Genomic DNA, 24,249 nt, shown 5'->3' on the forward strand with positions numbered 1-24,249 from the left:
TATTATATTCATGGATAGGGAAATAAAAGTTGACCTGTTCTCAGGAGGGAGTCGCGCAAACAAGCTTTTATTGTTATCCGCGACGTTAAATCATATGTTGTTATCTTTTTCGATCTTTAAAAAACTTTTTCACAAATAATACAATCAAAAACAATAGCCAAGATGTAACTACATAAAAAATGACCTTACTCGGCTCGGTCATTTTTGAAAAGAAAAAGGCCATTCCTGTCCAAATAATTCCAATTGCGAGTATTTGATATCCTAAAAATTTTATTTCCATCCCCTCCAAGTATAAGTGATAATCTAGTAATAGTTTAGCTTACTGCCCTTTAATTTTCCATGAATTTATTTAAAACCGAGTAAGTAACCTTAAATCGGCTCCTACTCGGCTCTTTTTATTGATTGATATTTTTCATTAGATTAGCCATTTCAATAGCGGATACTGCCGCTTCTCCACCTTTATTACCTGCTTTCGTTCCTGCTCGTTCTATTGCCTGCTCAATCGTATCCGTTGTTAATACACCAAAAATAACTGGTTTATCCGTCTTCAGCGTTGCACTGGAAACTCCTTTTGCTGCTTCGTTGCAAACATAATCATAATGGGATGTAGAACCGCGAATAACTGTTCCTAGTGCAATGACAGCATCATAATCTTTTTCTGCCAAATTTTGAGCAGCTAAAGGAATTTCAAATGCACCCGGAACCCAAGCAATGTCAACATTTTGTTCATCTACACCATGTCTCTTTAATGCATCCATCGCTCCATCTAATAATTTGCTCGTAATAAACTCATTAAATCGTCCTACTACAATTGCTATTTTTAAATCAGTACCAACTAGATTGCCTTCATATACTTTACCCAATTTTATTCCACTCCTCTTATTATATTTCCAGTAAATGTCCTAATTTATCTTGTTTTGTTTTCATATAGTATTCGCTTTCTTTACGCGAAATTGTCTGTATCGGTATACGTGCTTGTATTTCGATGCCAAATGACTCTAATGCGGCTATTTTATCTGGATTATTTGTTAATAGGTTTACTTTTTTGATACCTAAGTCCTGTAAAATCTGAGCACTTAGTCCATATTCCCGTAAATCCGGTGCAAAACCTAACTCTTCATTTGCCTCTACAGTATCAAATCCGGCGTCTTGAAGCTGGTAGGCCTTTAATTTATTAATTAATCCAATGCCCCTGCCTTCTTGTCGCATATAGATTAAAACACCGTTTTCAGCCGCAGCGATTTTTTTCAACGCTTCATCTAATTGAGGACCGCAGTCACAGCGATGAGAACCAAATATATCTCCTGTTAAACATTCAGAGTGAATTCGAACGAGTGCAGGATCATCTGCGGCTAAATCACCTTTTACAAAAGCAAGATGGTCCTTCTGATCCACATCATTCGAATATCCAATCACATCAAAAACACCATAATCTGTCGGTAAGGAAGTTTTCACTTCTCTTTTCACATGGATTTCATGCTTTTTTCGATAGGCAATTAAAGATTCGATTGTTATAAGCTTTAAGTCGAAGGTTTGCGCCATCTTTTGTAAATCAGGAACACGCGCCATTGTTCCATCTTCTCTTATAATTTCACAGATTGCACAAGAAGGAGCGGCGTCGCACAAAACCGCTAAATCGACAGAAGCTTCTGTATGACCTGCCCGCTCTAAAACACCCCCATCCCTAGCGATTAATGGAAAAATATGACCTGGTTGTTTAAAATCTGTTGCTGCTGTCTCTTTACTTGCCAGAGCTTGAATGGTGCATGAACGATCCTCTGCACTAATTCCAGTAGAAGTATCTTGATGGTCAACGCTTACAGTAAAAGCCGTACCATGGGGATCCGTATTTTGACTGGTCATTAATGAAAGACCGAGTCTCTCAGCTACATCCGCTTTAACTGTTGTACATACTAGGCCCTTGGCATGTGTAATCATAAAATTAATCAGTTCTGGTGTAACTTTTTCAGATAATGCAACCAAATCGCCTTCATTTTCTCTTTGCTCATCATCGACAACAATTATTGGCTTCCCCATCTTCAAATCAAAAATTGCTTCATCTATCGTATTGAACATATTGTTCACATCCTTTACATAAATCCATTTGTTTGTAAAAATCCTTCGTCTATCTTTTGTTTCCCTGGACCACCTACAATTTGGTTTACGTATTTGGCAAGCATATCGCATTCGATATTAACGATATCACCTTGTCCCTTCAATCCAAGCACGGTTTGAGAAGTTGTATGAGGAATAAGAGATATGGTAAATGTGTTTGCGCTATGCTCGAAAACAGTTAAACTAACACCATCTACAGCAATGGAACCTTTCTTTAGTAGAAATTTGGAAAATTCATCATTGATTTCAATCGTATAATAAATGGCATTTCCCTGTTTTTGCTTCGTAATAATTTTCCCAATCCCATCTACATGTCCAGAAACAAAGTGACCGCCGAATCTTCCATTAGCAGACATCGAACGCTCTAGATTTACTTTTGATCCCATTGTTAATGTATTTAAAGAAGTAGACTTTATCGTTTCTGGCATAACATCAACTTGAAAAGCATCTTGATTAAAATTTGTAACCGTCAAACATATTCCATTTACTGCTATGCTGTCACCAAGCTTCATATCTACTAAAATATCTGCGGCTTCTATCGTCAATTTAGTAGATTGTTCCGATATTTTATTTATCTTCTTAATCGTTCCCATTTCTTCAACAATCCCCGTAAACACCTGATTCCTCCTCTCGTAAACCAGATATAATTTTTATATCCGTACCGATCTTTTCAACATTTTTTATTTCTAATAACAGCCGTTCCTCCATTGATTGAAATCCGTTTCCAGAAAATGATGTAGGAGCTTCTTTTCCACCTATTAATGTTGGTGCTATATACGTTATTATTTGGTTGATGTGTCTGCTTTCAAGGAATGAAGCATTTACTTCGCTCCGCCTTCCACCCATAAGGACATGACACCTTTACTTCCTAATATGCGCAGTACATCATCTATGTTTATTTGCTCCTGCTGAAGCTGGATGACTTTAACATATGGTTTACTGCTGAAGATTTGTTTCTTTTGCTCATTCACATTTTCCCCAACAATAATCCATGTTTCCGCTTCCTGATCTGTAATTACTTTTGCCCCAACCGGTGTCCGCAGCATCGTATCCAAAATAATACGAACCGGGTTTATTCCCCCTTGTGGCAATCGTGTTGTCAAACTTGGATTATCTTTTATAACTGTATTTACACCAACAAGGATTGCATCATGTTCATGTCGATAACGATGTACATCGAGACGTGCTTCTTCACAAGTTATCCATTTACTTTCACCTGTGGATGTAGCTGTCTTTCCATCTAACTTACCGCTGATTTAATTGTGATATATGGTGTTTTCATTTTTATATAATGAAAAAATGCTTTATTGAAGTTTTTTGCTTCTTTTTCTAAAACACCGACTTCTACTTGAATTCCTGCTTGACGCAATTTTTCAATACCACTTCCGGAAACTTTCTCATTTGGATCAACGCATGCAATAACCGCGCGTTTAATTCCACTATTAATTAATAGATCAGCACATGGAGCTGTTTTCCCGTAATGGCTGCAAGGTTCAAGCGTGACATAAATTGTTGCACCATTCGCTTTATCACCTGCCATATTTAGTGCATTTACCTCTGCATGTGCTTCTGAAGCTTTTAGGTGAGCACCAAATCCAACTATTTCTCCATCTTTTACAATCACAGCTCCGACCAAAGGGTTGGGGCTCGTCTGACCAGATACTTGTCTCGCAATCGTCAAAGCAAATTCCATATACTTTTTATCATTCAATAAATCTCCCCCTTTTTAACGCATTTAAAAACCTCTGAATTCACTTCAGAGGTATAAGGGCAGAATTTTAGCAAGCTAGCTATAGGTAAATAAACATACTTGAACAAAATAGCCCATCTATTCGACAATCATGTACCAAAAAAGGATACACGAATCCTATGCGATGTGGACATTTTCCAAAATGCTTTGCTGGCTTCAAAAATTCCTTCTCCCATCCAGACTGTAACTGTCGGTCCCGGAGTTTCACCAGGTCCACCGCTCGGCTTCGAGTGCCTTGCGGGTCACGGACTTAGAAATAGTATTTCATCACCGTCGGTTGGGAATTACACCCGACCCCGAAGGAATATAATGCGTATTTAATTTCTATATAAGTATAACATTATTTTTTCAGAAAACGCAAACTATTTTTATTTGTTTTCATGGAAATGAGATGCGAGTTCACGAAGTTTTTCCTCCGGAACTGCTTTTTCAATCATTGGAAATATAATTCGTTCTTCTTTACGTATATGTGACTCCAGCAGGTTGCCTAAATCATGCATGAATGAAACATCAATTGTATCAGATTTATTCAGTGTGTCGAACTTTGCACGTATTTTAACATGCTCTAACAGCATCTCTTGTATTTCAGAACGGTCGATTGATGCATATTGTGCATAAGCTGTTAATAATACTTCCTCTTCTTCGCGAAAATGCTTCTTGCCACCAGGTTCAAAGAAAGATACAGCATCTTTTTTTACTTCTTCCAATGAAAGTCTGCTTTTCTCGGTCCCTGCTTGCTTTAACTTTAATGCTATAAATAATGCATTCGTATGGTGGTGTGACAGTGGATGAAGGGCTTCATGCCTTTTAATTCCTTTATGCTTTTTTACCATTGTTTCCTTCCCCTCCATGTACTATTTTGTTTAAAACGAGATTACGGTAAAAAACCAGGAGCTGTCTCACATTTGCTTCTGGTTCTTTTTAAAGTACTATAGACCTTTTTTTCTGTAATTAGATCGTGAACGATATTGCTGCGGAGCTCTCCCCGGATACCCTAAAGGCAAGGTGTAAAAATGAATTAAATTCGTAAATGGAATGGCAGCAAAAAGTGCAAACGCTGCGATAACATGTGCTTTAAAAACAAATGGTACACTTTCCATTAAATGATATTTAGGCTGAAAAATAAATAGACTGCGGAACCATGGTCCAATCGTTGTTCGGTATTCATACGAAACCACCGTTGTATTGTAAATAATTGTCATATACGTTCCTAGACCTGCAACGATAATTAGAGCTATGAGGGAAAAGAACGATGCAAATGTCGCATGTGCCCGGACACGTTCGAATTTCATTTTGCGGATTAACAGGATAATTAAACCGACAACCACCATGAGAGCAGCGATTCCTCCCCCAATAATAGCCCCGGCATGGTATAGTTCATCACTTATTCCAAAAAAGTCATAAAATCCTTTTGGTATAACCATTCCCATTACATGGCCAAGAAAGGCAAAAATGATACCCCAGTGAAAAAGCGGTGAACCGATTCGCAGCCATTTCTTCTCGAAGAACTCCGTAGATGGAGCGGCCCAGCTTAACTGACGAAATGCAAAACGATAAAGCAAGCCAAGAACCATAATGGTTAATGTGATGTATGGAAAAATAACCCACCAAAAGATAGCGGCCATTTGTTTACCCCCTTTGGCTTATTCATGTAGATTCATCTCTATTACTCGTACATAATTGGATATGGTAATTCTTCTAAATCAGCTTCTTCTCTTTCGAATTCTAATTTTTCAATTTCTTCATCTGTTGGAGCGGGAAAAACATACCGCATTAAAATCGTCAAAATAGGAGTATATGGATTACCATCAGGTATATTATTTAACATTCTCTGAACTGCTACAGCAAGCCGTCTTTGCAATCGCTCATGATGACTGTTTTCAGGTGAAACAGCCAAAAATTCAAAAAGCATTGGCATATAATCGGCTAATTCACCATCCATCCTCTCAAAACCAGCTTGATTGATCATCTTTTGTAATTTAATGAGTGCAGCACCCCGTTTTCTGCTATCCCCAAGTTCGTGTGCTGTTAAATATAAACCTAATTTTGACTTTAAATCGAAGGTGGATACATACGTTTCTCTCATTTCTTGTAAACTTAGACGATTTAAAAGGTCAAAAACTTGATGTAATTCTTCTATTATTACTTCCGAGTCTATGTTTTCTATGATCAAATCCATTAAATCACTACGCTCATTCATATAAGAATCCTGAGGATAACTTAAAAGATGGGAGACAATGACAAGTAATGTTCTTTCTTGTTCTTCCATTGCCTACTCCCCTTTCCCGAATGAATGGTATGCCACACCCTCTGGTGGAGCCAAATCTTCAAGGCTGCATGTACCCTGTTCAAAATAAAGATTTTCATCCATTTCCCTGCGCCCTGTTGGGATAACAAAACGTTCATTATACTTCGCAACTCCAAGGAGCCGCGCCATTTCTTCAACCTCTTCCGGACTTGTACCGGCCTCCTTCACTAATTCACTTTGGCGAAATTGATCAATACCGCCTACTGTTTTACCTCTCATATGCACTCTCATTGCAGTTAATTTCAGCAAAACTTTTCGTATAACATCCGTATCTCCCGCTGACAAGATAGATGCCAGATACTCCATAGGAATACGCATTTGATCAACAGCCGGAATGTATCCATCTGTTTTTAAATCATTTTCATTTGTAATATGATTCATAATCGGACTAAGAGGCGGAACGTACCAAACCATTGGTAATGTGCGATATTCTGGGTGTAATGGAAGAGCAATCTTCCACTTCATTGCCATCTTATATACAGGTGAATTTTGTGCCCCTTCTATCCAGTCCGCACTAATTCCGGCTTTTTCTGCCTCTTTGATGACTTCCGGGTCAAATGGGTCGAGAAAGACAGATAACTGTGCTTCGTAAAGATCTTGTGGGTCTTCAACAGAAGCTGCTTCTTTTACTTTATCTGCATCATATAAAACGACACCGATATAACGGATTCTTCCTACACAAGTCTCCGAACAAATTGTAGGCAGGCCTGCTTCTGTTCTTGGATAGCAGAAGTTACATTTTTCCGCTTTATGTGTATTCCAGTTGTAATAAACCTTATGGTAAGGACAACCGTTCATGCAAAATCGCCAGCCACGACATGCCTCTTGATCCACTAATACAACGCCGTCTTCATCCCGTTTATACAAAGCGCCAGAAGGGCATGAAGCTACACAAGATGGATTTAAGCAATGTTCACAAATTCTTGGTAAATACATCATAAATGTTTTTTCGTATTGCATTGAAATGTGTTCCTGTAATTTCTGAACATTAGGATCCAATGGTACAACTTCACTGCCACCTGCTAAGTCATCATCCCAGTTTGGACCCCACTCTGGTTTATCCATATATTTCCCTGTGATCATTGATTGTGGTCTTGCTACGGGCAGATTATCCGTTTTCGGGCTGTTGATTAAATGCTCATAGTCATAGGTCCATGGCTCATAATAATCATTCATATCTGCCATATTAAGGTTATAGAAAATGTTCGCAAGTTTGGAGATAGGACCTCCAGCTTTAAGCTTTAATTTTCCATTCCGAAGCTCCCATCCACCTTTAAATCGATCTCTATCCTCCCAGCTCTTTGGGTAGCCTGGTCCAGGACGAGTTTCCACATTATTAAACCACATGTATTCTGTACCTGGGCGGTTGGTCCAAGTATTTTTACAAGTCACCGAACAAGTGTGGCAGCCGATGCATTTATCCAGATGCATGACCATTGCAACTTGTGCTTTAATCCTCAAGCCAATCTACCTCCTTCAATGCTCTGATAACAGCAATTGTATCTCTTTGATGCCCTGTCGGTCCGTAATAATTAAAACCATAACTCAGTTGAGAATAACCGCCTATCATATGCGTTGGTTTTAAGGATATATGTGTCACACTGTTATGCGTGCCTCCGCGTTTTTTTATTTATAGCTGTCGCCGGCACCCCCAATGTTCGATCCTGAGCATGATACATATATGCCATCCCTTTTGGAATACGATAGGTTAAAACAACACGTGCAGAAATGACCCCATTTCGGTTATATACTTCGATCCAATCATTATCTTTAATATCGATAGACGCTCCGTCTTCTTCATTCATCCATACCGTTTGCCACCCTCTAAATAGTGTGGACATGTTCGTTGTATCCGTGAACATCGTATGGATGCCCCATTTCTGGTGTGGTGTTAAATACCTTACTGTAATGGATTTCCCATTACTTTCCACTCCTTTTTCATTTTTTAGAAAAGGTCCTTTTGATAAAGGCGGTAAATATAAAGGCAATCCTTCACCAAAGTCCAACATCATTTCATGATCAAGATAGAAACTTTGTCTGCCTGTCAGTGTACGCCAAGGAATATTGTATTCGGTATTCACCGTAAATGGAGAGTAACGTCTATTATCCTTTTCTAGCCCGCTCCATACCGGTGTTGAAATGGCATGTCGTGGCTGATCCGTTAAATCATTTAATGTTATATCTTCATCTTGTCTTCCTTTTGCAATTTCCTCTAGTTTTTGACCGGTTTTCTTCTCCAGTGATTTCCAACCGGCAACTGCCCTCTTTCCATTTGTAGCCCCTGACATTAACAAAATAGCGTCAATAGCTTGCTTATCTGTATACAAATCCGGATTTCCTTTTCCGATTCCTTCTCTTTTAGAGACTCCTATCCGGCTAAGTAATTCTTTATAAACCGGCTCACCGGGAATATTCACCCCTTTTCCTCCATACCCTTTTTTAATTTCAGGACCTATGGTAGTCATTTTTTGATAAACATTCGGATAATCCCGTCTAACAATTTTAAAGTTAGGCATCGTTTTTCCTGGAATTGCTTCAATTTCTCCTTTGCGCCAATCTTTAATCTTTCCACGTGATTGAGCGATTTCTCCTACAGAGTCATGGCCAAGTGGCGTCATTACGATATCATCACATGCCGGCAGGTGCTTCTCTGCAAGTTCCGAAAATACTTTACTGATTTCTCTGAACGTATTCCAATCACTTTTCGCCTGCCAAGGTGGAGAAATGGCTGCATTAAATGGATGGACAAAGGGATGCATGTCTGTACTGCTTATATCAAACTTTTCATACCAAGTAGCAGTAGGCAAAACGATATCTGAAAATAACCCTGAACTAGTCATGCGAAAATCAACACTGACTAAAAGATCCGCCTTTCCAGTTGGAGGGTCTCCTTCTGCCTTTACCGTATTCGGTTTCCATGAGTTTTCTATGTCGCCTAGTATTTGATCTTCCCCACCTACTAAGTGCTTCGCGAAATATTCATGGCCTTTTCCACTATCACCCAATAAATTAGAGCGCCAGTTAAAAAATACTCTAGGGAAATTTCTAGGATCATCCGGGTTTTCAATCGCCCAATCCACATTCTCTTCTTTAATTTGCTTAACAACGTCTTCGATTACTTCCTGATCGTTTTTCGCACCTTTTTTTCGACTATCCTGAACAAGATCAATTGAGTTTTGAGTAAATTGCGGAAAAGAAGGTAACCAACCAAGCCTTGCAGCAAGCGCATTAACATCTGCTGGATGCATCTGATTATACTTTCCTCCCCAATTTGATTGTTCCTTATTAATATTAGCCTCATAGCGATACTGTTCCGTAGCAAAATAAAAGAATGATGTGCCATTTTGCATACGTGGCGGTCCGAACCAGTCTTTTGCAAAGGCGACTTGCTGCCATCCCTCTAGGGGCCGGACCTTTTCCTGGCCAACATAATGCGCCCAGCCACCGCCATTAACTCCTTGTGAACCGGTTAATAGTACAAGGTTTAAGATACAGCGGTATATTTGATCACTATGATACCAATGGTTTGTACCTCCACCCATCGCAATCATTGATTTTCCATTTGTACGTGCTGCAGTATCAGCAAATTCCCTTGCAACTTGAATGACATGGTTTTTATTGACACCAGTGATGCTTTCCTGCCATGCAGGTGTATAAGGCTTTGGATCATAATAGTCAGTCGGATAATCCCCAGGTAAATTACGATTCACCCCTACATGTGCCATCATTAAGTCATATACGGTTGTAACTTTTATTACTTTTCCGTCTTTGCCCTGAATATGCTTTACAGGGACACCTCGCTTAATAATTTCTTCATTCTCACTTGAGAAGTTTGGAAAGCTTACCATTAGGGTTTCATCAGACATATCAATAAAACTTAATTTGGGGTCAATGAAACTTCCATCTTCTTTTTTTAATTCAAGATTCCACTTGCTATCATCATCCCAGCGAAAGCCTTGACTTCCATTAGGTGCTTCCAATTGATTTGTATTTGCATCCCAAACAACAGTCTTCCAATCCCCAAGTTTATGGTCGTCATTTATATCATTTGTTCTTAAAAAGTTTTCGGAACGGCAATCATCCCCGTCTTCGTTTAATGTGACCAAAAACGGCAAATCTGTAAATTTTTTTGCATACGCTGTAAAATAAGGTGTTTCCTGATCAACATAAAATTCTTTTAAAATAACATGGGTCATCCCCATAGCAAGTGCACCATCTGTCCCTGCTCTTGCCGGAAGCCAAATATCAGCAAACTTTTCATATTCCGCATAGTCCGGGCTTACACCTACAACTTTTGTTCCGTTATATCTTGCTTCAACCATAAAATGAGCATCCGGTGTCCGGGTTTGCGGTAAATTCGTACCCCAAATAATAAAGTATTTCGAGTTATACCAATCCGCACTCTCAGGAACGTCTGTCTGCTCTCCCCACACTTGTGGAGATGCAGGCGGTAAGTCAGCATACCAATCATAAAAACTTAAGATCGTACCACCAATTAAAGAAAGAAAACGTGTACCAGCGGCATAGCTGACCATGGACATTGCAGGAATAGGACTGAACCCTACAATACGGTCAGGTCCATATTTTTTAATGGTGTAAATGGAAGAGCTAGCGATGATTTCGCACATTTCTCTCCATTCTGCCCGCACAAAACCACCTTTGCCTCGAGCTTTTACGTATTTTTCACGCTTCTCGGGATTACTGACAATATTCTCCCACGCCTTAACAGGATCATAGCCCTGATTTCGTTCAGCTTTCCACAATTCATACAAATCCCCGCGAATGTAAGGATACTTCACCCTGATTGGACTGTATGTATACCAGGAAAAACTCGCACCTCTTGGGCATCCGCGTGGCTCGTACTCGGGAAAGTCATCTCCGGTACTTGGGTAATCTGTTTGTTGTATTTCAGATGTGATAATTCCATCTTTTACGTAAATTTTCCAGCTGCAAGAACCCGTACAGTTTACACCATGTGTAGAACGTACAACTTTGTCATGCTGCCATCGACGGCGATATATATCTTCTGCATCTCTAGAACGTGGACTTTCCTCTGTCCAACCGTCATTAATTAAATTACCTCGCTTCAGATGCTTCAACCTTTGCAATAATTTATTCTTATTTCTCTTCATTTACACCGCCCCTTTGTCCCACTGTTTCAAGAGGATTAAAACGTTCCCCGGTAATACGAAAGCTTTCGTCTCCTTCTTCCATTTCTTCAAGGAAAATCTGTAAAGTCGGTGCATTTGCAGCGACTAAAATTAACCGTTCTAACGTATCCAATTCATTTAATTCATAAATGCTTTCTATCGTTTCCGTTGATATATCACCAAAACGCATGCGCAGTACAGCAATTAAATCTTCACGATCCTGAACAAATGCTGCTTCATTCTCAAAATTAAACATGCTTATCCTCCCTCACCTCAAAAAACGGCTTTTACATTTTCATCATTTTAAAGTAATCGGCAATCATTATTTGTTTACAATCCTCTCCAATGGATTTAATAAACGTATCGATGTCTTTATCCAGCGCTGTAACTGTATCATAAGAAAATAATTGGGATCTTTCTTGTGTAAATCCTTCCCCAAACCTGACAATTACTTGTAATCCCGAATCTTCTTCTATCACATTCGCTTCAATATCATATGAGTGGATATTCATTTTCTCTAATTCTGCAATGACATGATTATAAAGATTTGGAGAGACAATTCTCATCATTCTCTCCGAAGAAGCTTGCTTTTTTTCAGCATTCATTCTATCTGCCTCCCCAATAAAACATTTATCTAGTCAATAATATTAATGATCAGGCAATATTGTTTCTTCTTTTTGATTATGCAATAAATCTACTAAAATTAAGGCCTGAAATCGTTGTACAACATCGTCACTAATTCCATTGCGAAGAAGTTCCTTTATTTCTTGTATTAATAATTTCAAAAGATCATGGTCACGGGTTAAAGCAATAATAGAATCTTTCAACTCTGGAGACGTTTCAACTAAGTCTTCGTACAACCCTTCTTCCTCTGATTCTGCATGCCTAAGTGTTCGAGTTTCCCAGTGCTCAACAATAACAAACGCTAATTCTAATGCTTTCTCTTTTTGGTTATCTCTCACCAATTTATCAAGTAATTCCGTTAACTCAGTTGCCTCATTTAGCGCCGCTTCATGAATGGCAGAATGACTATCCACATGTTTCAGTGCTGGGCCTGACATAAACATTCACGTCCTTTTTAAAATATTCTACTACCCTTTATACCCTTCTTTGAGATAGCTTATTCTGTTTTATAATACTTTCATTGTAACTGCACACGAAAAAAGAAGTTGTGACTTTTATCACATAATTAGACAAAACCGGTTGTTTACGTTCCCAGAAGGTTCTTAAATGCAGGAAGAGATGGACTCCGTTCAAAACGTAATATTCACATCGCATACATATTTTTTGACTATTATCTTCATGATAAAAAGAAAAGGAGATGATATGTCATGCCCAGAGAAACGGAAAATACCGGTTCAGAGTCTACTCCTCATTTTGATGGTAAACGTGAAGGAATTCTTAATGACTCAAAAGGGATTCAAATGGGGATAAAAAGCAACTCGAAACAATCGCCATATCGAATTGACGACTTGATGGAAAGGGAAGACATGGAGAGATAGGATCAGATCATCAACAAACCAAAGGATAAATAAAATGATTAACACCCTAGCGTTTTGAGCTGCAAACCATCAATGTTTATGTTTATTCCATTTGTTAAACAAAGGAATGCGTGATTCTTGCATTAGAGGAAATCCTAATTATAAGGGAGGCAATAGATATGGCAAAAAAGGATAATAAAATACTCGTCCCCAAAGCGAGGGAAAATTTATATCATTTAAAGGGGCAAGTAATGAAGGCAAAGGGTTATAATGTTACTGACCCGCACAATGCAAAATATGAAATTGCCAAAGAAGAAGGAATCCCCCTAAATAAGATGTACAATGGTCACCTCCGTTCCAAGGAAGCTGGGAAAATCGGAGGTCCCATTGGCGGTAATATGGTGAAAAAGATGGTCAAAATAGCACAAGAAAAAATAACGCAAAAATAAATTCCATCCGCTGGTTCCTAAATAAGAACCAGCGGATGGAACTACTGATTGTCTTTCGATTGTTGATTTTTCGTTCTCACTACCTCCATATTCGTGTCACTATAAATACCAGTCCCATGTCCTCCTGTTGTTTTAGCAAGTATTTCTTTGACTTCGTTATAAGACAAGCCTGAACGTTCATTTTGACGTTTTACTGCGTCAATATTCGTTCCTGCTACAGTAAACGTATCATTATTATTTTTGTTTTCCTTCATATGAAACACCTCTTTTTAATTTTCACTTACTTTTTCCAAAGAGGCAATTTTTCATCCAAAAATCTTAATTCAATGATCTCTCTGATATAATAACACCATCTTCATCCACATATACATAATCTCCCGGTTTCCATTCAACCTCGCCAAAGGTGACCGAAACATCCCTTTCGCCTTTTCCTTCTTTCTTACTTTTTAATGGGTTGCTTCCCAAAGCTAGCACTCCTACATCCATTTGAGCAAGATCCGCTGTATCACGTACACACCCATTAATAATAATTCCCTCTATTCCACGAGTCACTGCAATAGCTGCTACACGGTCACCAAGCAGGGCACAGTTTTTAGAACCTGCACCATCGACAACAAGGACATGGCCTTTTGGGATAGCGTTTAAAGCTTCTTTAACCAATACATTGTCTTCTAATACTTTTACAGTAGCGATAGGTCCACAAAATGCTTGCTTTGCTCCATATGATTTGAATTCCTGTTTGCAAATTGCTAACTCTTCCGAAAATTCATCACATAAATCTGTTGTTTTAAAAGACATTATCTACACCTCTTCCATAAAATATGAAATATACATACATAATAATGGAACAGTAGGACCAATGACAAGCAATCCGGTGAAAACGATCAGCCTCTCATAACGAAACAATCGATTATCCAGATTTACTTCCTATTACCAAACACAACCCTACTCTTATTAGAAACGATTATAAACTGTTTGACAATTTTGTGAACGAAATAAATGATTTATTAGCTGTTCCAGGATTTAAACATCGTTTCTTCACTTGCAGGATAATAAATAATCCCCAAAATAGGCCAAGTGTAACGTATGCTCCGTGCGTACCTAAAGTTGTTAACAGGCCTGCCATGACAGCACGGGGAGCAAAAATCCTATGCAGTGTTATTTGCTTCATGTACTGAAATTAGATAAAAATAGAAAATGTTTAATCGATTAGAGGAAAGAAAAACATTCGATTTTATTATAAAATTTATTATTTCCCCTTGACCTTTCCGTTGCGTAAAGGTCTATGCTAATAATTGTTAGGAGGTAAGATCATGGAATATACAGTAAATCAGTTGGCGAAGTTATCAGGTGTGAGCGGCCGTACACTCCGATATTATGATCAAATCGGATTACTGAATCCAGCAAAATACAATGCATCAGGTTATCGTATTTACGGTACTGAAGAGGTTGATTTACTTCAACAAATTTTATTTTACCGTGAATTGGAAGTAAGCCTGGAAGATATTAAGGACATCATGAATCAGCCGACATTTGATCAAACTACAGCGTTAAAAAAACATTATAATGTACTAAAGAAAAAGCGTGACCGTCTTGACAAAATTATAGATACAGTTGAAAAAACCATTGAAAACAAAGAAGGAGGAACTACCATGAAAGACCAAAATAAATTTGAAGGCTTCAAAGAAAAATTGATCGATGATAATGAACGAAAATATGGTGACGAAATACGTGAAAAATATGGAGACGAAACGGTGGATGTAAGCAATGCAAAATTAAGAGGAATGTCCCAAGAAACATATCAGGCGATGACAGATTTAGAAAAAGAAATCTTTTCATTGCTCGAGAAAGCAGTTGAAAATGAAGACCCTTCCTCAGACATCGCACAAAAACTTGCTACAAAGCATAAAGAATGGCTTATGTATTCTTGGCCAAATTACTCCAAAGAAGCACACGCAGGTCTTGCCGAAATGTATGTCGCTGATGAACGATTCACTGCTTATTATGACAAAGTTGTGAAAGGCGGAACAGTATTTTTGCGCGATGCGATTTTAAATTACTTGGGTAAAAATTAATTTAAATCGCTGCAGGATAAATTAGCTAAATTGTGTAAGTAAGCGTGTGTAGGGCTCTTGCTTCACAATTTAGTTTTTTGTTATGAAAAAGCTAAGGATCATCACCAAAATAATATGGAGGGATATTATGACAATTAAGGGTACATCCTCTAGCAAAGAAAGTAACATACACGCAAATCAAGCGATGAAGGCAGGAGAAAAATGAAAATATTTGATTCACATCTACATATTATTGACAAGAGATACCCGTTGTTTGAGAATCATGGGTTCGTGCCTGCTTCTTTTACTCCTAAAGATTATTTACAAACAGTGAAAAATATAAATGTAATTGGAGGAGCAATTGTATCAGGTTCTTTTCAAGGATTTGATCAATCCTATTTAATTGATTCATTAAAAACGCTTGGTGATCATTTTGTTGGTGTGACACAATTATCCTACAACACACCGGATGAGGAAATCCTTGCACTTGATAAATATGGCGTAAAAGCGATTCGATTCAATGTTAATCGTGGAGGATCCGAGAATATATCACATTTAGATTACATGGCAAGAAGGGTGTATGAACTGGTAAATTGGCACACTGAACTATACATTAATTCCAATTCATTACCAGAAATAGCAACAACTGTAGAAAAACTTCCAGCGGTTTCCATCGACCATCTAGGTTTGTCAAAAAGAGGACTTCCAAATCTTTTATCATTAGTGAATAAAGGGGTAAAAGTTAAAGCAACTGGTTTTGGAAGAGTTGACTTTGATGTTGCGGAAGCTATCAAACAAATCTATTCTATTAATCCGGACGCTTTAATGTTTGGAACAGATTTACCTTCAACAAGAGCAAAGAGACCTTTTTATTTATCAGATATCGATCTGATCCATAATAGAGAAGCAAGAGCTAAGAAAGTTCTTTATAAAAATGCACATGATTGGTATTTTAAATAAGGCTAAGTAGGTTATCGTATTTTAAAAGAGAATGGCCCACCTTTATTCATGACTTCCTTTTCTTATAAAATGAATACGTTCCTTTTAAGGGAAGAAAAAAAGCTCTCTTTAAAGAGGCAAGTGACCCCGGAGCGATAAACAGAAAAAGTCTATCATCGAAAATATATAACACACCTGAATCTATTTAGGATCTTCAATCGAAGCGGACTTTTTGAATTCACACGTATTTATTCACATCTCTATTTTAGAATGATAATAGCAACGTGAGAATATCATTCTCATGTTGCTATTACCTGTGCGCCTTCCCGTTGTACAAAGATTCAATTTGCAAAATTGGCTTCTAAATCTTACAAAAGGTTATTGATTTCCTTTTTTCACCCATTCCGCTACAGTAACCGTACGTTTTGCTTGATGCTTTACCGCTTCCTCTACATCTTCAATCATTTTACCATCTTGACCAACTGTAACACTTGTGCCATACGGGTTTCCTCCTGCTTCAATTATAACTGGATCCGTATAACCAGGAGTCGCTATAATAGCACCCCAGTGCATCATAGAGGTGTACAATGATAAAAGTGTTGCTTCTTGGCCGCCATTCGGATTTTGTGCAGAAGTCATTGCACTTACAACTTTGTTAACGGTCTTGCCGCTTCCCCATAGCCCTCCTTGAATATCAAGAAATTGCTTCATCTGAGAAGCCATATTTCCAAAACGTGTTGGGGTACTAAATATAATAGCATCTGCCCATTCAATATCATCTGATGTCGCTTCTGGAACGTCTTTTGTTTCCTCTATCGTTGATTTCCATGCCTCATTTCCCTCAATGACAGATTGTGGAGCTAATTCTTGCACTTTGAGAATCTTAACCTCAGCACCTACCTCTTTCGCTCCTTCCTCAGCCCATTTAGATAATTGATAGTTTGTTCCACCCATACTATAAAAAATAACTGCTAATTTGACGTTTGACATGATTACATTCTCCTTTATGATAAAATCCTGAATAATTTGGATAAAGTACCCACATAGCTATTTTCTTCTTCTATTCCATTAAGTATACATTTTTAGATTAAAACTGTTCTTCCTGAAGTATATTTTAAGGGAAAATCCCCCTCCTTTTTATTTCTAAATAATATATTATGAATTCGAGGTATTTGGGTAAAAAAAGCCGGTTAGAGTTCCTCTGCATATAAACCTAGCTTTTTTAGCTGTTTAATTAGCTCATCTTTTTCGCTGTTATTTAGTCCAGCGAATATGTCTTGAATCGCTTCCTTATGTTTTGGAAAAATCTCATTCATAAGCTCTGTCCCCTCGTTTGTAATCACTGCATATGTCACACGGCGATCTCTAGGGCAGGGTTTACGTTCAATAAAACTTTTCTTTTCCAGTTTATCTACGACATACGTGATACTGCTGCTCGCTAATAATACTTTCGTTCCAATTTTCTGTATGGGTTGATCTCCTTTATGATAGAGTAACTCAAGCACAGCAAATTCCGTGGGATTTAGTCCGTACCTTCTTATATCTTCCTCAACGCGTTTTGTAATAGACTCCATGGCTCTGGATAAAACAACAAATAGCTTTAAAGATAAATCCTGTTCTTCAATATTGGACGATTGTTCCATGAAAGACACCCTTTCATTAATCTCGAATTCGAGATAATTATAAGACGAAATTTTGTTTCTGTCAATCATGAAAAGGGTTAAGTTATATTCCGTCAGCTAATGAAAATATCTGCCCCTTTCAGGGGGGAAAGACCGATTCATCCGCCCTTTACATTCTTGAAAATGGTGTTTTCTCGCCTAATAAAATAAAAGATATTAAACTTCCCCCTGGTCTATCTATAAATTATCTAATATACTAACTTCACCATTACTTGTAATCACCCCATAATGACAATGTCCTTTCCCGCATAAAATTAATTGTTTTTGTTCGAAATCATAAACGCAGTAAGGTTGAAGCTCGATCAAATCTTATAATTTTTTATATGCTTTTGTTTCTCTAATTAATTCTTTGTGAGATTAATAATATCACTATCCAATAAAGCGTCTCAGTGAATTGTTCTGAACGAACAAAAAATCCGTCCCTCCTACGTTTGGAGGGCGGATTTTTTAAATTTATGGATATTTTCTATTTTGCGTACTTTGAGGCTGTGAAGTTTTTTCCGTTGTAAACTTCGGAAACCCTGTTGCAATTGCAATCATTCCAGCTACTGCGAGCAGTACCGGATAGATGCAATATGGCATGATGGACACCGGTGAAATGGAGGCGATCCCAGCAACTGCCAGCAATTGTGCACCATATGGAAGAACCCCTTGAAAGGCACTCGCAAAAATATCTAGGATACTCGCTGAACGGCGCGGATCAACACCAAATCGTTCGGTAATTTGTTTGACTAACGGACCAACACTGATAATCGAAATTGTATTGTTCGCTGTTGATAAATCAAATGCGCTGACAAGTCCGGCAATACCGGCTTCGGCACCTTTTCTTGACTTTATTCGACTATTGATAGCGTTTAGTAGAAAGGCGATGCCACCGTTGACACGAATCAATTCAACCAATCCGCCGAGTAAAATGGATAATAAGGATAATTCTTGCATGCCGGCCATTCCTTCACCAAGTAAATTCAGAAATTCCATGCCATCAAAAGTACCATAGAAAAAACCAACTAACCCCACAAAAATGGTGCCTCCAATTAGGACATAAATTACATTGACACCAACGACTGCAAAAATAAGTACAGCAAGATAGGGCAATACTTTAATCAAGTCGTATGGATGGTCTCCGCCAATAGATCCGCTTGCATTCCATGTCAGGACACCAAAAATAACAGCAGCAACTATAGCGGTAGGCAGGGCGATAAAAATGTTAACTTTAAATTTATCGCTCATTTTGACAGCTTGTGTTCTAACAGCGGCGATGGTTGTATCTGAGATCATGGACAAGTTGTCGCCGAACATCGCTCCGCTGATAATGGCCCCCATAAATAATGCTGTACTTATGCCTGTTTGTTCAGCTAATCCAACACCGATTGGGGCAAGGGCAACAACCGTTCCGACTGATGATCCCATTGAAATAGAGATGAAACAGCCGATTACAAATAAACCAACAATGAGCAAGTTTTCCGGTAGAAAAGTCAGTCCAAGATTAACGGTTGATTCAACTGCACCGACACCTTCCGCGACCGAAGCAAAAGCGCCAGCTAATAGGTAGATAATAACCATTAACATGATGTTTGGGTGACCTGCCCCTTTTGTCAGGTGATCGAGTTTATCTTTAAAGGTCATTTTTCTGTTCATGAACAGTGCGACTAATACAGCTATAAAAACCGCAACAAGCACTGGTAGTTCATAAAAATCCCCATTGATCACACCAGAACCGATAAATAAAATTAAAAAGATAAAGAATGGTAATAATGCCAACGCATTACCTTTTTTAATGCTTGATGAATTCATTTCTATCTTCCCCTTTAATGTAATGCTATTTTGTGAATGACAAGGGTTTGTTTATAGATCTTTTACCGTGTCTTTCAAAATCTTACAACGTATAAAAAATCAGTATAAAAACAAAAAACCTTCCGCTTTGGAAGGAGTTAGTCTAAACACCTTATCTTCCAAAACGCTTGAAACGCGATTTGCTGGAATTGGCACCTTGCATTTAATTAAAACAGGTTGCCGGGCTTCATAGGGCCAGATCCCTCAGCCACTCTGGATAAGTTTGTATGAAATTTGTATGATAGATAGTGTAGTATAATATTGCGAAAGTGTCAATGAATTTGTGATTTTTTAAAAATCTATGAAACATATCATAAATCGATGAACCCTTCGAATTAAACAAATGCACGGAATTAGCTACGCATGAAAAGCAATATTATTCAAATCTAAAAAAAGATTATGAAGGAGATCAAAAATTTTTAGTATTGCTAAGAAATTTATCAATGAGTGTACTATCCCTATTGATTTAAATATATGGTATACAGCAACTGGTAAGAAATTAAAGATCCAATTCTTCAGTTAAAACGACCAACAATTAGATTTCCTCCTCAAAAGACAAGTTTATTGGTTCATCCAATAACTCCGATTGAATCTCTAGATTTGTTGTCGGTACATCTTCTTCTACTTCTTCAAAGGTAAACTGATCCACCCACACTTGCCCATGCCCTGATAAAATAATGCCAAACGCTATAACGGAACTGCCTGAAGGAACGTCTAAAACAATCGAATACCGGTTCCAGTTCGTATTTCCTTTTATTGGGCGATCACTCATATTATCGAACTGTAATATATCATCGGAGACACCATCTACTCTCATCCACATACTAGAAAAGGACCCTACATCTTTCGTTTTTAGGAAACAAGAAAGTCTAATGCGTTTCCCAATAAACTTATCCGCTTTAAATTGCTGCATCATTGTGGCAAAATTTGTTTGATCAAGTACTGTTTTAGATTTTAAGTAACCCGACGCTTTCCCTTGATGAACAACTTCGCGATCAATTCCCATCTCATAATTAAACGGATCAGATCCGCTTAAAAACCATCCTTTTACTTGTTTATTCATATAAGATTCCTCCTTATTTTCCATCATAACTGACATTAGCCTTCGATATTGCCCAGGCGGCAAACGATAATATTTTTTGAAGGCTCTTGTAAAAGCCTCTTGAGATTCAAAATAATAATAAAATGCTATATCAAGAATCCGTTCGTTGGTGTAGAGTAAAGCCGCTGAAGCATTTGCCAAACGTCGCATCCGAATGTACTCAGTAATAGACGTGCCAATTACTGAACAAAATATTCGATGAAAATGAAATTTAGAAAAGCCCGCCTGCTTCGCTAAATCATCCATCGTTAGTGATTCATGTAGGTGATCTTCGATATAGTTAATGGTTTCATGAATAATGTCTTCATAATGCATGGGGTCCCTCCCTTTATTAATAGAATAGCAAAAAGAAAAGGAAACTTTTTGATTATTTTTGCGAAAAATCACATTTACAGAGATGTATCAGCTTTTCTAAAATTTTTATCGTCCATTAAAAATTTTGTGCACAATTCAGCGTCAAAGATCATAGGCTATATATAGGAGCAGTTTTCTATACCGCAGAAAAGGTTGGATGTGCAAATATGAAAAACGGTACCGATAACCACTATTGGTTTCAAAATCTACAAGAAAATCGAATGTCATTTGAACAAGTCTTTCATCATATTGTAAAATTCATGCATTCTGAACCATATGGCAATTACCGATTAATGGTAGGCACGGATTCTCAAGTACATCAAAAAATGACCCTCTTCATAACTGGAATTGTCATACTAAACAAAGGAAGCGGTGTATGGGCATGCATTAGAAAAGTGATTATTCCGTGGAAAATGCTGCATCTTCATGAGCGAATTTCATACGAAATGTCCTTGTCTGAGGAGATTGTTTCCTTATTTACTGAAGAAAGAAAAAAACAGTTAGTCAATATCGTCCTTCCTTATCTTTATCAAGGAGCTTCATTTTCAATAGAAGGTCATATTGATATTGGAGCTGGTAAAAGGAATAAAACACGTAAATTTGTTAAAGAAATGGTTACAAGAATGGCAGCAATGGGAGTCGAACCAAAAATTAAGCCGAATGCCTTTGTAGCCTCTAGCTATGCAAATCGTTATACAAAATAAACAATTCGATAAAAATGTTCCTTCCTACAAATACAGAGATAACGATCTTCTTATCTTTGAATTCATCTAACGAAGGAACATGCGTACATTTTTGTCTCATGAAAAAGTTTAAATTCGATTGTCAATTGCAGATTTACATATACAGCAAAGAAGGTATAAGCCTCTTAAATTGATCGTTTCATAAATATGTTTTGTATACGTGAATAACTTCAAAAACCGCACGCTCAGCTGCTTGAAGTGCTCCTTCAAGATGTCCCCCAAATTCAGAAGAGGTTTCTGTACCAGCAAAAATGATCTTCTTCTCCCACGCAGTAGTATTCGTCGGTGGACCGTATTTTGGAAAAGCTTTAAGCGGTTTAAAATCGGCGTCAACCGCAGTTTCGGGATCGCTGGACCAATCTTTGTATAGGAGTGAAATTGGTTTTTCAGCGGAAGGCCCAAAGAGCCGCGTTAACTGATCAACAACAAGCTTGAGAACTTTCTCCTCACCTAGTTCATGCCGAATCTTTGCAGGTATCCCAAAGAAACCAAAGAGAGCACCGTAACCTGTACCGGATGATGCATCGTGGATCTCCTGCAAGGGGCCGCCCCAGCTCATTACCTGGCCAGAAAGTCCATCATCTCGCCAAAAGGGGCGATTATAAATCGCAACTGCCTTGGCCTGTCCCGCCATCCATGTAGGCTTGTCCATTAAGTTCGACGTAAGCTTGGCAGGGAGAGACGGCGAGAATGCTATACGTTGTGCCACTATTCGGGGCGGTAATGCTAAGATAACAGCTCCTGCACGTATACTTTCCTTTTTTCCATCGGCGAGGTCTGCTTTGAGGGTGATCGCTCCTTCTTCATCCATACGAATTGCCGTTACACACGTGTCTAATTCGACCGTGCCATGAGGAAGAGTAGCCGCTACGGCGTCAATGAGAGACTGAATACCCCCAATGAGACGCACCGATTTTTCAACAGCTCCTTGTGGTAACACGTGTCGCTGTACGGGGGCATTTTGAGATTGCTCAAATAGTATTGCTCCTTCGGTGTATTGTTCGAATGTCCTTAAGTCGAGTTCCCTGACAAGACTGGAGATAACAGGCTCATGTTGCGGCCAAAACCATGTTGGTCCTAGATCAAACTTGCCGAGATCAGGCCTGTCCGCGGGCGCCTTACTTAAAACTCTACCTCCAATTCGTCCTCGCGATTCTAAAACTTTGCATTCGATGCCTTGTGAAATAAGCATAGAGGCAGCACGAAGACCACTTAAGCCAGCCCCAACGATTATAATAGGATTGTTCATTTTCTTACCTCCAGTCGTTCTGAGTTTACCCCATTCAATACAAATAGAATAAACTCGTTTAATAATAAAAGAAAATATTATGCATTTTTCGCAGTTTTTTATAATTGATTAAAAAATAATCGATTCGCTTGTTGAAGAATGGTATCCTTTAGCTGAATAAAAATCCCATTATGAATGGCGAGATGATAAGTAATACAGAAATTATAATTAGTGCCAATGAAACTTTCTTTGGAAGTGTTGCCCTTCCCTTTCCTTTATACCAACCAGAAAATTGCAGCTTATTTCTATATAAAACAAAAAGTAATACTACTATTGCTAATGCACCAAGCCAAGAATAAGTTTCAGTCGCTTCATTAATTGTATAAATGTTTCCTATAATCATCCATCCCACTCCACCAAGAAGTGCAAATATAACAATAATACGGAGCAGCTCAAATAATGTTCTCATTTCTAATTCTCCTATCTTAAAAAGGCACTGAACCCCAGAACCTGTTTGTTATGAATATGGATAATTCCTATAACTCAACTTTTAGGCCTCTATTCCCTTCCACAAGAAGTGTTCGGTAGTAATTTTCTTCTTGCCATGCCCCAAAAACTTTATTAATGATGTAACCAATATCTTTCAAAAACAAATATTCACAATTCATTATATCTAATATACGATTTTAAAGTATAAAATGTAAACAAAATTAACATGTAAATATAAATGTCTATTTCTTTATACAGATTACCTCATAAATGTCTACTAAATATGTTTTAGTAAAAAAGTAATTTTATCCTACTTAATCATTTATCTACTTATTTAATATAAAAATTTCTGAAAATTAATTAAAGTGGGATTTTGGAATAAAAGTTGCATTTTATATGTTAAAAAGGAGGGGTTACTATTTTGAATTAAATTATTCTATCTGTATGGGAATAATATTGATCACATTAAAATGATACTTATTCAACGACAAATGTCATGACATGGACATAGTATAATTATCTAGGAGGGTTTTGATGGAAGCTTCGGTGAAAGACTTACCTCAAGGAAAAAA

The 24,249-nt window shown here is 37.9% G+C and carries 24 protein-coding genes, 3 pseudogenes and 2 riboswitches; of the genes and pseudogenes, 5 read left to right on the forward strand and 22 right to left on the reverse strand.

Translation table 11 applies throughout. The annotated features are described in order from the left end of the window. Positions 1-100: 100 nt before the first annotated feature. From GZ63_RS16470 to GZ63_RS0106595, 13 genes and pseudogenes are all read right to left on the reverse strand, one after another. Positions 101-280, reverse strand: a complete 180-nt coding sequence (locus GZ63_RS16470; RefSeq protein ID WP_038221023.1) for a hypothetical protein — start codon at positions 278-280, stop codon at positions 101-103. A 115-nt stretch (positions 281-395) separates the two neighbouring features. Continuing rightward, a complete protein-coding gene (gene ribH / locus GZ63_RS0106540) occupies positions 396-863 on the reverse strand; it encodes a 6,7-dimethyl-8-ribityllumazine synthase (protein ID WP_029268037.1) in 468 nt (155 codons plus the stop codon). A gap of 19 nt (positions 864-882) precedes the next feature. Next, entirely contained in the window at positions 883-2,076 is a 1,194-nt protein-coding gene (locus tag GZ63_RS0106545; protein ID WP_029268039.1) for a bifunctional 3,4-dihydroxy-2-butanone-4-phosphate synthase/GTP cyclohydrolase II, read from the reverse strand. A gap of 14 nt (positions 2,077-2,090) precedes the next feature. Next, positions 2,091-2,732 (reverse strand): riboflavin synthase, encoded by a 642-nt coding sequence (ribE, locus tag GZ63_RS0106550; RefSeq protein WP_029268041.1) that lies wholly within the window; start codon positions 2,730-2,732, stop codon positions 2,091-2,093. Continuing rightward, positions 2,713-3,826: pseudogene (ribD, locus tag GZ63_RS16475) on the reverse strand (bifunctional diaminohydroxyphosphoribosylaminopyrimidine deaminase/5-amino-6-(5-phosphoribosylamino)uracil reductase RibD). The gene ribE and the pseudogene ribD overlap by 20 nt, the downstream one beginning before the upstream one ends. A gap of 199 nt (positions 3,827-4,025) precedes the next feature. Further along, positions 4,026-4,173, reverse strand: a riboswitch (FMN riboswitch). A gap of 60 nt (positions 4,174-4,233) precedes the next feature. Beyond that, positions 4,234-4,698, reverse strand: a complete 465-nt coding sequence (locus GZ63_RS0106560) for a hemerythrin domain-containing protein (RefSeq protein WP_051681413.1) — start codon at positions 4,696-4,698, stop codon at positions 4,234-4,236. 96 nt (positions 4,699-4,794) lie between these two features. Further along, positions 4,795-5,490 (reverse strand): respiratory nitrate reductase subunit gamma, encoded by a 696-nt coding sequence (gene narI / locus GZ63_RS0106565; protein WP_029268044.1) that lies wholly within the window; start codon positions 5,488-5,490, stop codon positions 4,795-4,797. Positions 5,491-5,531: 41 nt separating this feature from the next. Next, complete coding sequence (gene narJ, locus GZ63_RS0106570; protein WP_029268046.1) at positions 5,532-6,134, reverse strand: nitrate reductase molybdenum cofactor assembly chaperone; 603 nt, start codon at positions 6,132-6,134, stop codon at positions 5,532-5,534. Positions 6,135-6,137: 3 nt separating this feature from the next. Beyond that, on the reverse strand, positions 6,138-7,634 hold the full coding sequence (gene narH, locus GZ63_RS0106575; RefSeq protein ID WP_029268048.1) for a nitrate reductase subunit beta: 1,497 nt from the start codon (positions 7,632-7,634) through the stop codon (positions 6,138-6,140). Then, positions 7,624-11,305: pseudogene (locus tag GZ63_RS16480) on the reverse strand (nitrate reductase subunit alpha). Before GZ63_RS16480 ends, narH begins: the two are co-directional and overlap by 11 nt. Continuing rightward, positions 11,292-11,579: a hypothetical protein gene (locus GZ63_RS0106585; RefSeq protein WP_029268050.1), complete on the reverse strand. Its 288-nt coding sequence runs from the start codon at positions 11,577-11,579 to the stop codon at positions 11,292-11,294. Before GZ63_RS0106585 ends, GZ63_RS16480 begins: the two are co-directional and overlap by 14 nt. A gap of 31 nt (positions 11,580-11,610) precedes the next feature. Continuing rightward, on the reverse strand, positions 11,611-11,928 hold the full coding sequence (locus GZ63_RS0106590) for a hypothetical protein (protein WP_029268053.1): 318 nt from the start codon (positions 11,926-11,928) through the stop codon (positions 11,611-11,613). Between the two features lie 42 nt (positions 11,929-11,970). Next, positions 11,971-12,384, reverse strand: a complete 414-nt coding sequence (locus GZ63_RS0106595; protein WP_029268055.1) for a hemerythrin domain-containing protein — start codon at positions 12,382-12,384, stop codon at positions 11,971-11,973. A gap of 270 nt (positions 12,385-12,654) precedes the next feature. Between GZ63_RS0106595 and GZ63_RS17840 the strand changes: the two genes are divergently transcribed. Beyond that, positions 12,655-12,825: a hypothetical protein gene (locus GZ63_RS17840; protein WP_156947688.1), complete on the forward strand. Its 171-nt coding sequence runs from the start codon at positions 12,655-12,657 to the stop codon at positions 12,823-12,825. Between the two features lie 158 nt (positions 12,826-12,983). After that, the gene (locus tag GZ63_RS0106605; protein WP_029268057.1) at positions 12,984-13,253 is read left to right on the forward strand and encodes an alpha/beta-type small acid-soluble spore protein; all 270 of its coding nucleotides are present in this window, start codon (positions 12,984-12,986) and stop codon (positions 13,251-13,253) included. A 41-nt stretch (positions 13,254-13,294) separates the two neighbouring features. Here GZ63_RS0106605 and GZ63_RS0106610 read toward each other — a convergent pair whose 3' ends face one another. The 3 genes and pseudogenes from GZ63_RS0106610 to GZ63_RS18305 form a co-directional block, all read right to left on the reverse strand. Then, the gene (locus GZ63_RS0106610; protein ID WP_029268059.1) at positions 13,295-13,507 is read right to left on the reverse strand and encodes a gamma-type small acid-soluble spore protein; all 213 of its coding nucleotides are present in this window, start codon (positions 13,505-13,507) and stop codon (positions 13,295-13,297) included. A 64-nt stretch (positions 13,508-13,571) separates the two neighbouring features. Further along, entirely contained in the window at positions 13,572-14,051 is a 480-nt protein-coding gene (rraA, locus tag GZ63_RS0106615; protein ID WP_029268061.1) for a ribonuclease E activity regulator RraA, read from the reverse strand. 196 nt (positions 14,052-14,247) lie between these two features. Next, a pseudogene (locus GZ63_RS18305) lies at positions 14,248-14,385 on the reverse strand (cytochrome o ubiquinol oxidase subunit III); the annotation flags it as partial. Between the two features lie 181 nt (positions 14,386-14,566). Between GZ63_RS18305 and GZ63_RS0106620 the strand changes: the two are divergent. Both GZ63_RS0106620 and GZ63_RS0106625 read left to right on the forward strand, forming a co-directional pair. Beyond that, positions 14,567-15,328 (forward strand): MerR family transcriptional regulator, encoded by a 762-nt coding sequence (locus GZ63_RS0106620; protein ID WP_029268063.1) that lies wholly within the window; start codon positions 14,567-14,569, stop codon positions 15,326-15,328. 201 nt (positions 15,329-15,529) lie between these two features. Next, the gene (locus GZ63_RS0106625; protein WP_029268065.1) at positions 15,530-16,267 is read left to right on the forward strand and encodes an amidohydrolase family protein; all 738 of its coding nucleotides are present in this window, start codon (positions 15,530-15,532) and stop codon (positions 16,265-16,267) included. 357 nt (positions 16,268-16,624) lie between these two features. Here the strand turns inward: GZ63_RS0106625 and wrbA are convergent, their stop codons facing one another. The 4 genes from wrbA to GZ63_RS0106645 form a co-directional block, all read right to left on the reverse strand. Next, positions 16,625-17,236: an NAD(P)H:quinone oxidoreductase gene (wrbA, locus tag GZ63_RS0106630; protein ID WP_029268067.1), complete on the reverse strand. Its 612-nt coding sequence runs from the start codon at positions 17,234-17,236 to the stop codon at positions 16,625-16,627. A 200-nt stretch (positions 17,237-17,436) separates the two neighbouring features. Continuing rightward, a complete protein-coding gene (locus GZ63_RS0106635; RefSeq protein WP_029268070.1) occupies positions 17,437-17,889 on the reverse strand; it encodes a MarR family winged helix-turn-helix transcriptional regulator in 453 nt (150 codons plus the stop codon). Positions 17,890-18,381: 492 nt separating this feature from the next. Beyond that, on the reverse strand, positions 18,382-19,722 hold the full coding sequence (locus GZ63_RS0106640; RefSeq protein ID WP_029268072.1) for a Na+/H+ antiporter NhaC family protein: 1,341 nt from the start codon (positions 19,720-19,722) through the stop codon (positions 18,382-18,384). Positions 19,723-19,870: 148 nt separating this feature from the next. Then, a riboswitch (SAM riboswitch) is annotated at positions 19,871-19,985 on the reverse strand. 311 nt (positions 19,986-20,296) lie between these two features. After that, positions 20,297-21,178 carry a helix-turn-helix domain-containing protein gene (locus GZ63_RS0106645; RefSeq protein ID WP_029268074.1) on the reverse strand — a complete coding sequence of 294 codons (882 nt, stop codon included), beginning with the start codon at positions 21,176-21,178 and terminating at the stop codon, positions 20,297-20,299. Positions 21,179-21,384: 206 nt separating this feature from the next. Here GZ63_RS0106645 and GZ63_RS0106650 point away from each other — a divergent pair, with 206 nt between their 5' ends. Then, a complete protein-coding gene (locus GZ63_RS0106650; RefSeq protein ID WP_029268076.1) occupies positions 21,385-21,921 on the forward strand; it encodes a ribonuclease H-like YkuK family protein in 537 nt (178 codons plus the stop codon). A 178-nt stretch (positions 21,922-22,099) separates the two neighbouring features. Here the strand turns inward: GZ63_RS0106650 and GZ63_RS0106655 are convergent, their stop codons facing one another. Together GZ63_RS0106655 and GZ63_RS0106660 are read right to left on the reverse strand one after the other, a co-directional pair. Then, the gene (locus GZ63_RS0106655) at positions 22,100-23,209 is read right to left on the reverse strand and encodes a flavin monoamine oxidase family protein (RefSeq protein WP_029268078.1); all 1,110 of its coding nucleotides are present in this window, start codon (positions 23,207-23,209) and stop codon (positions 22,100-22,102) included. Between the two features lie 148 nt (positions 23,210-23,357). Next, the gene (locus GZ63_RS0106660) at positions 23,358-23,657 is read right to left on the reverse strand and encodes a hypothetical protein (RefSeq protein ID WP_029268080.1); all 300 of its coding nucleotides are present in this window, start codon (positions 23,655-23,657) and stop codon (positions 23,358-23,360) included. Positions 23,658-24,249: the final 592 nt, after the last annotated feature.

This window comes from Virgibacillus alimentarius (assembly GCF_000709085.1).
GTDB classification, from domain to species: Bacteria; Bacillota; Bacilli; order Bacillales; family Amphibacillaceae; genus Virgibacillus_B; species Virgibacillus_B alimentarius.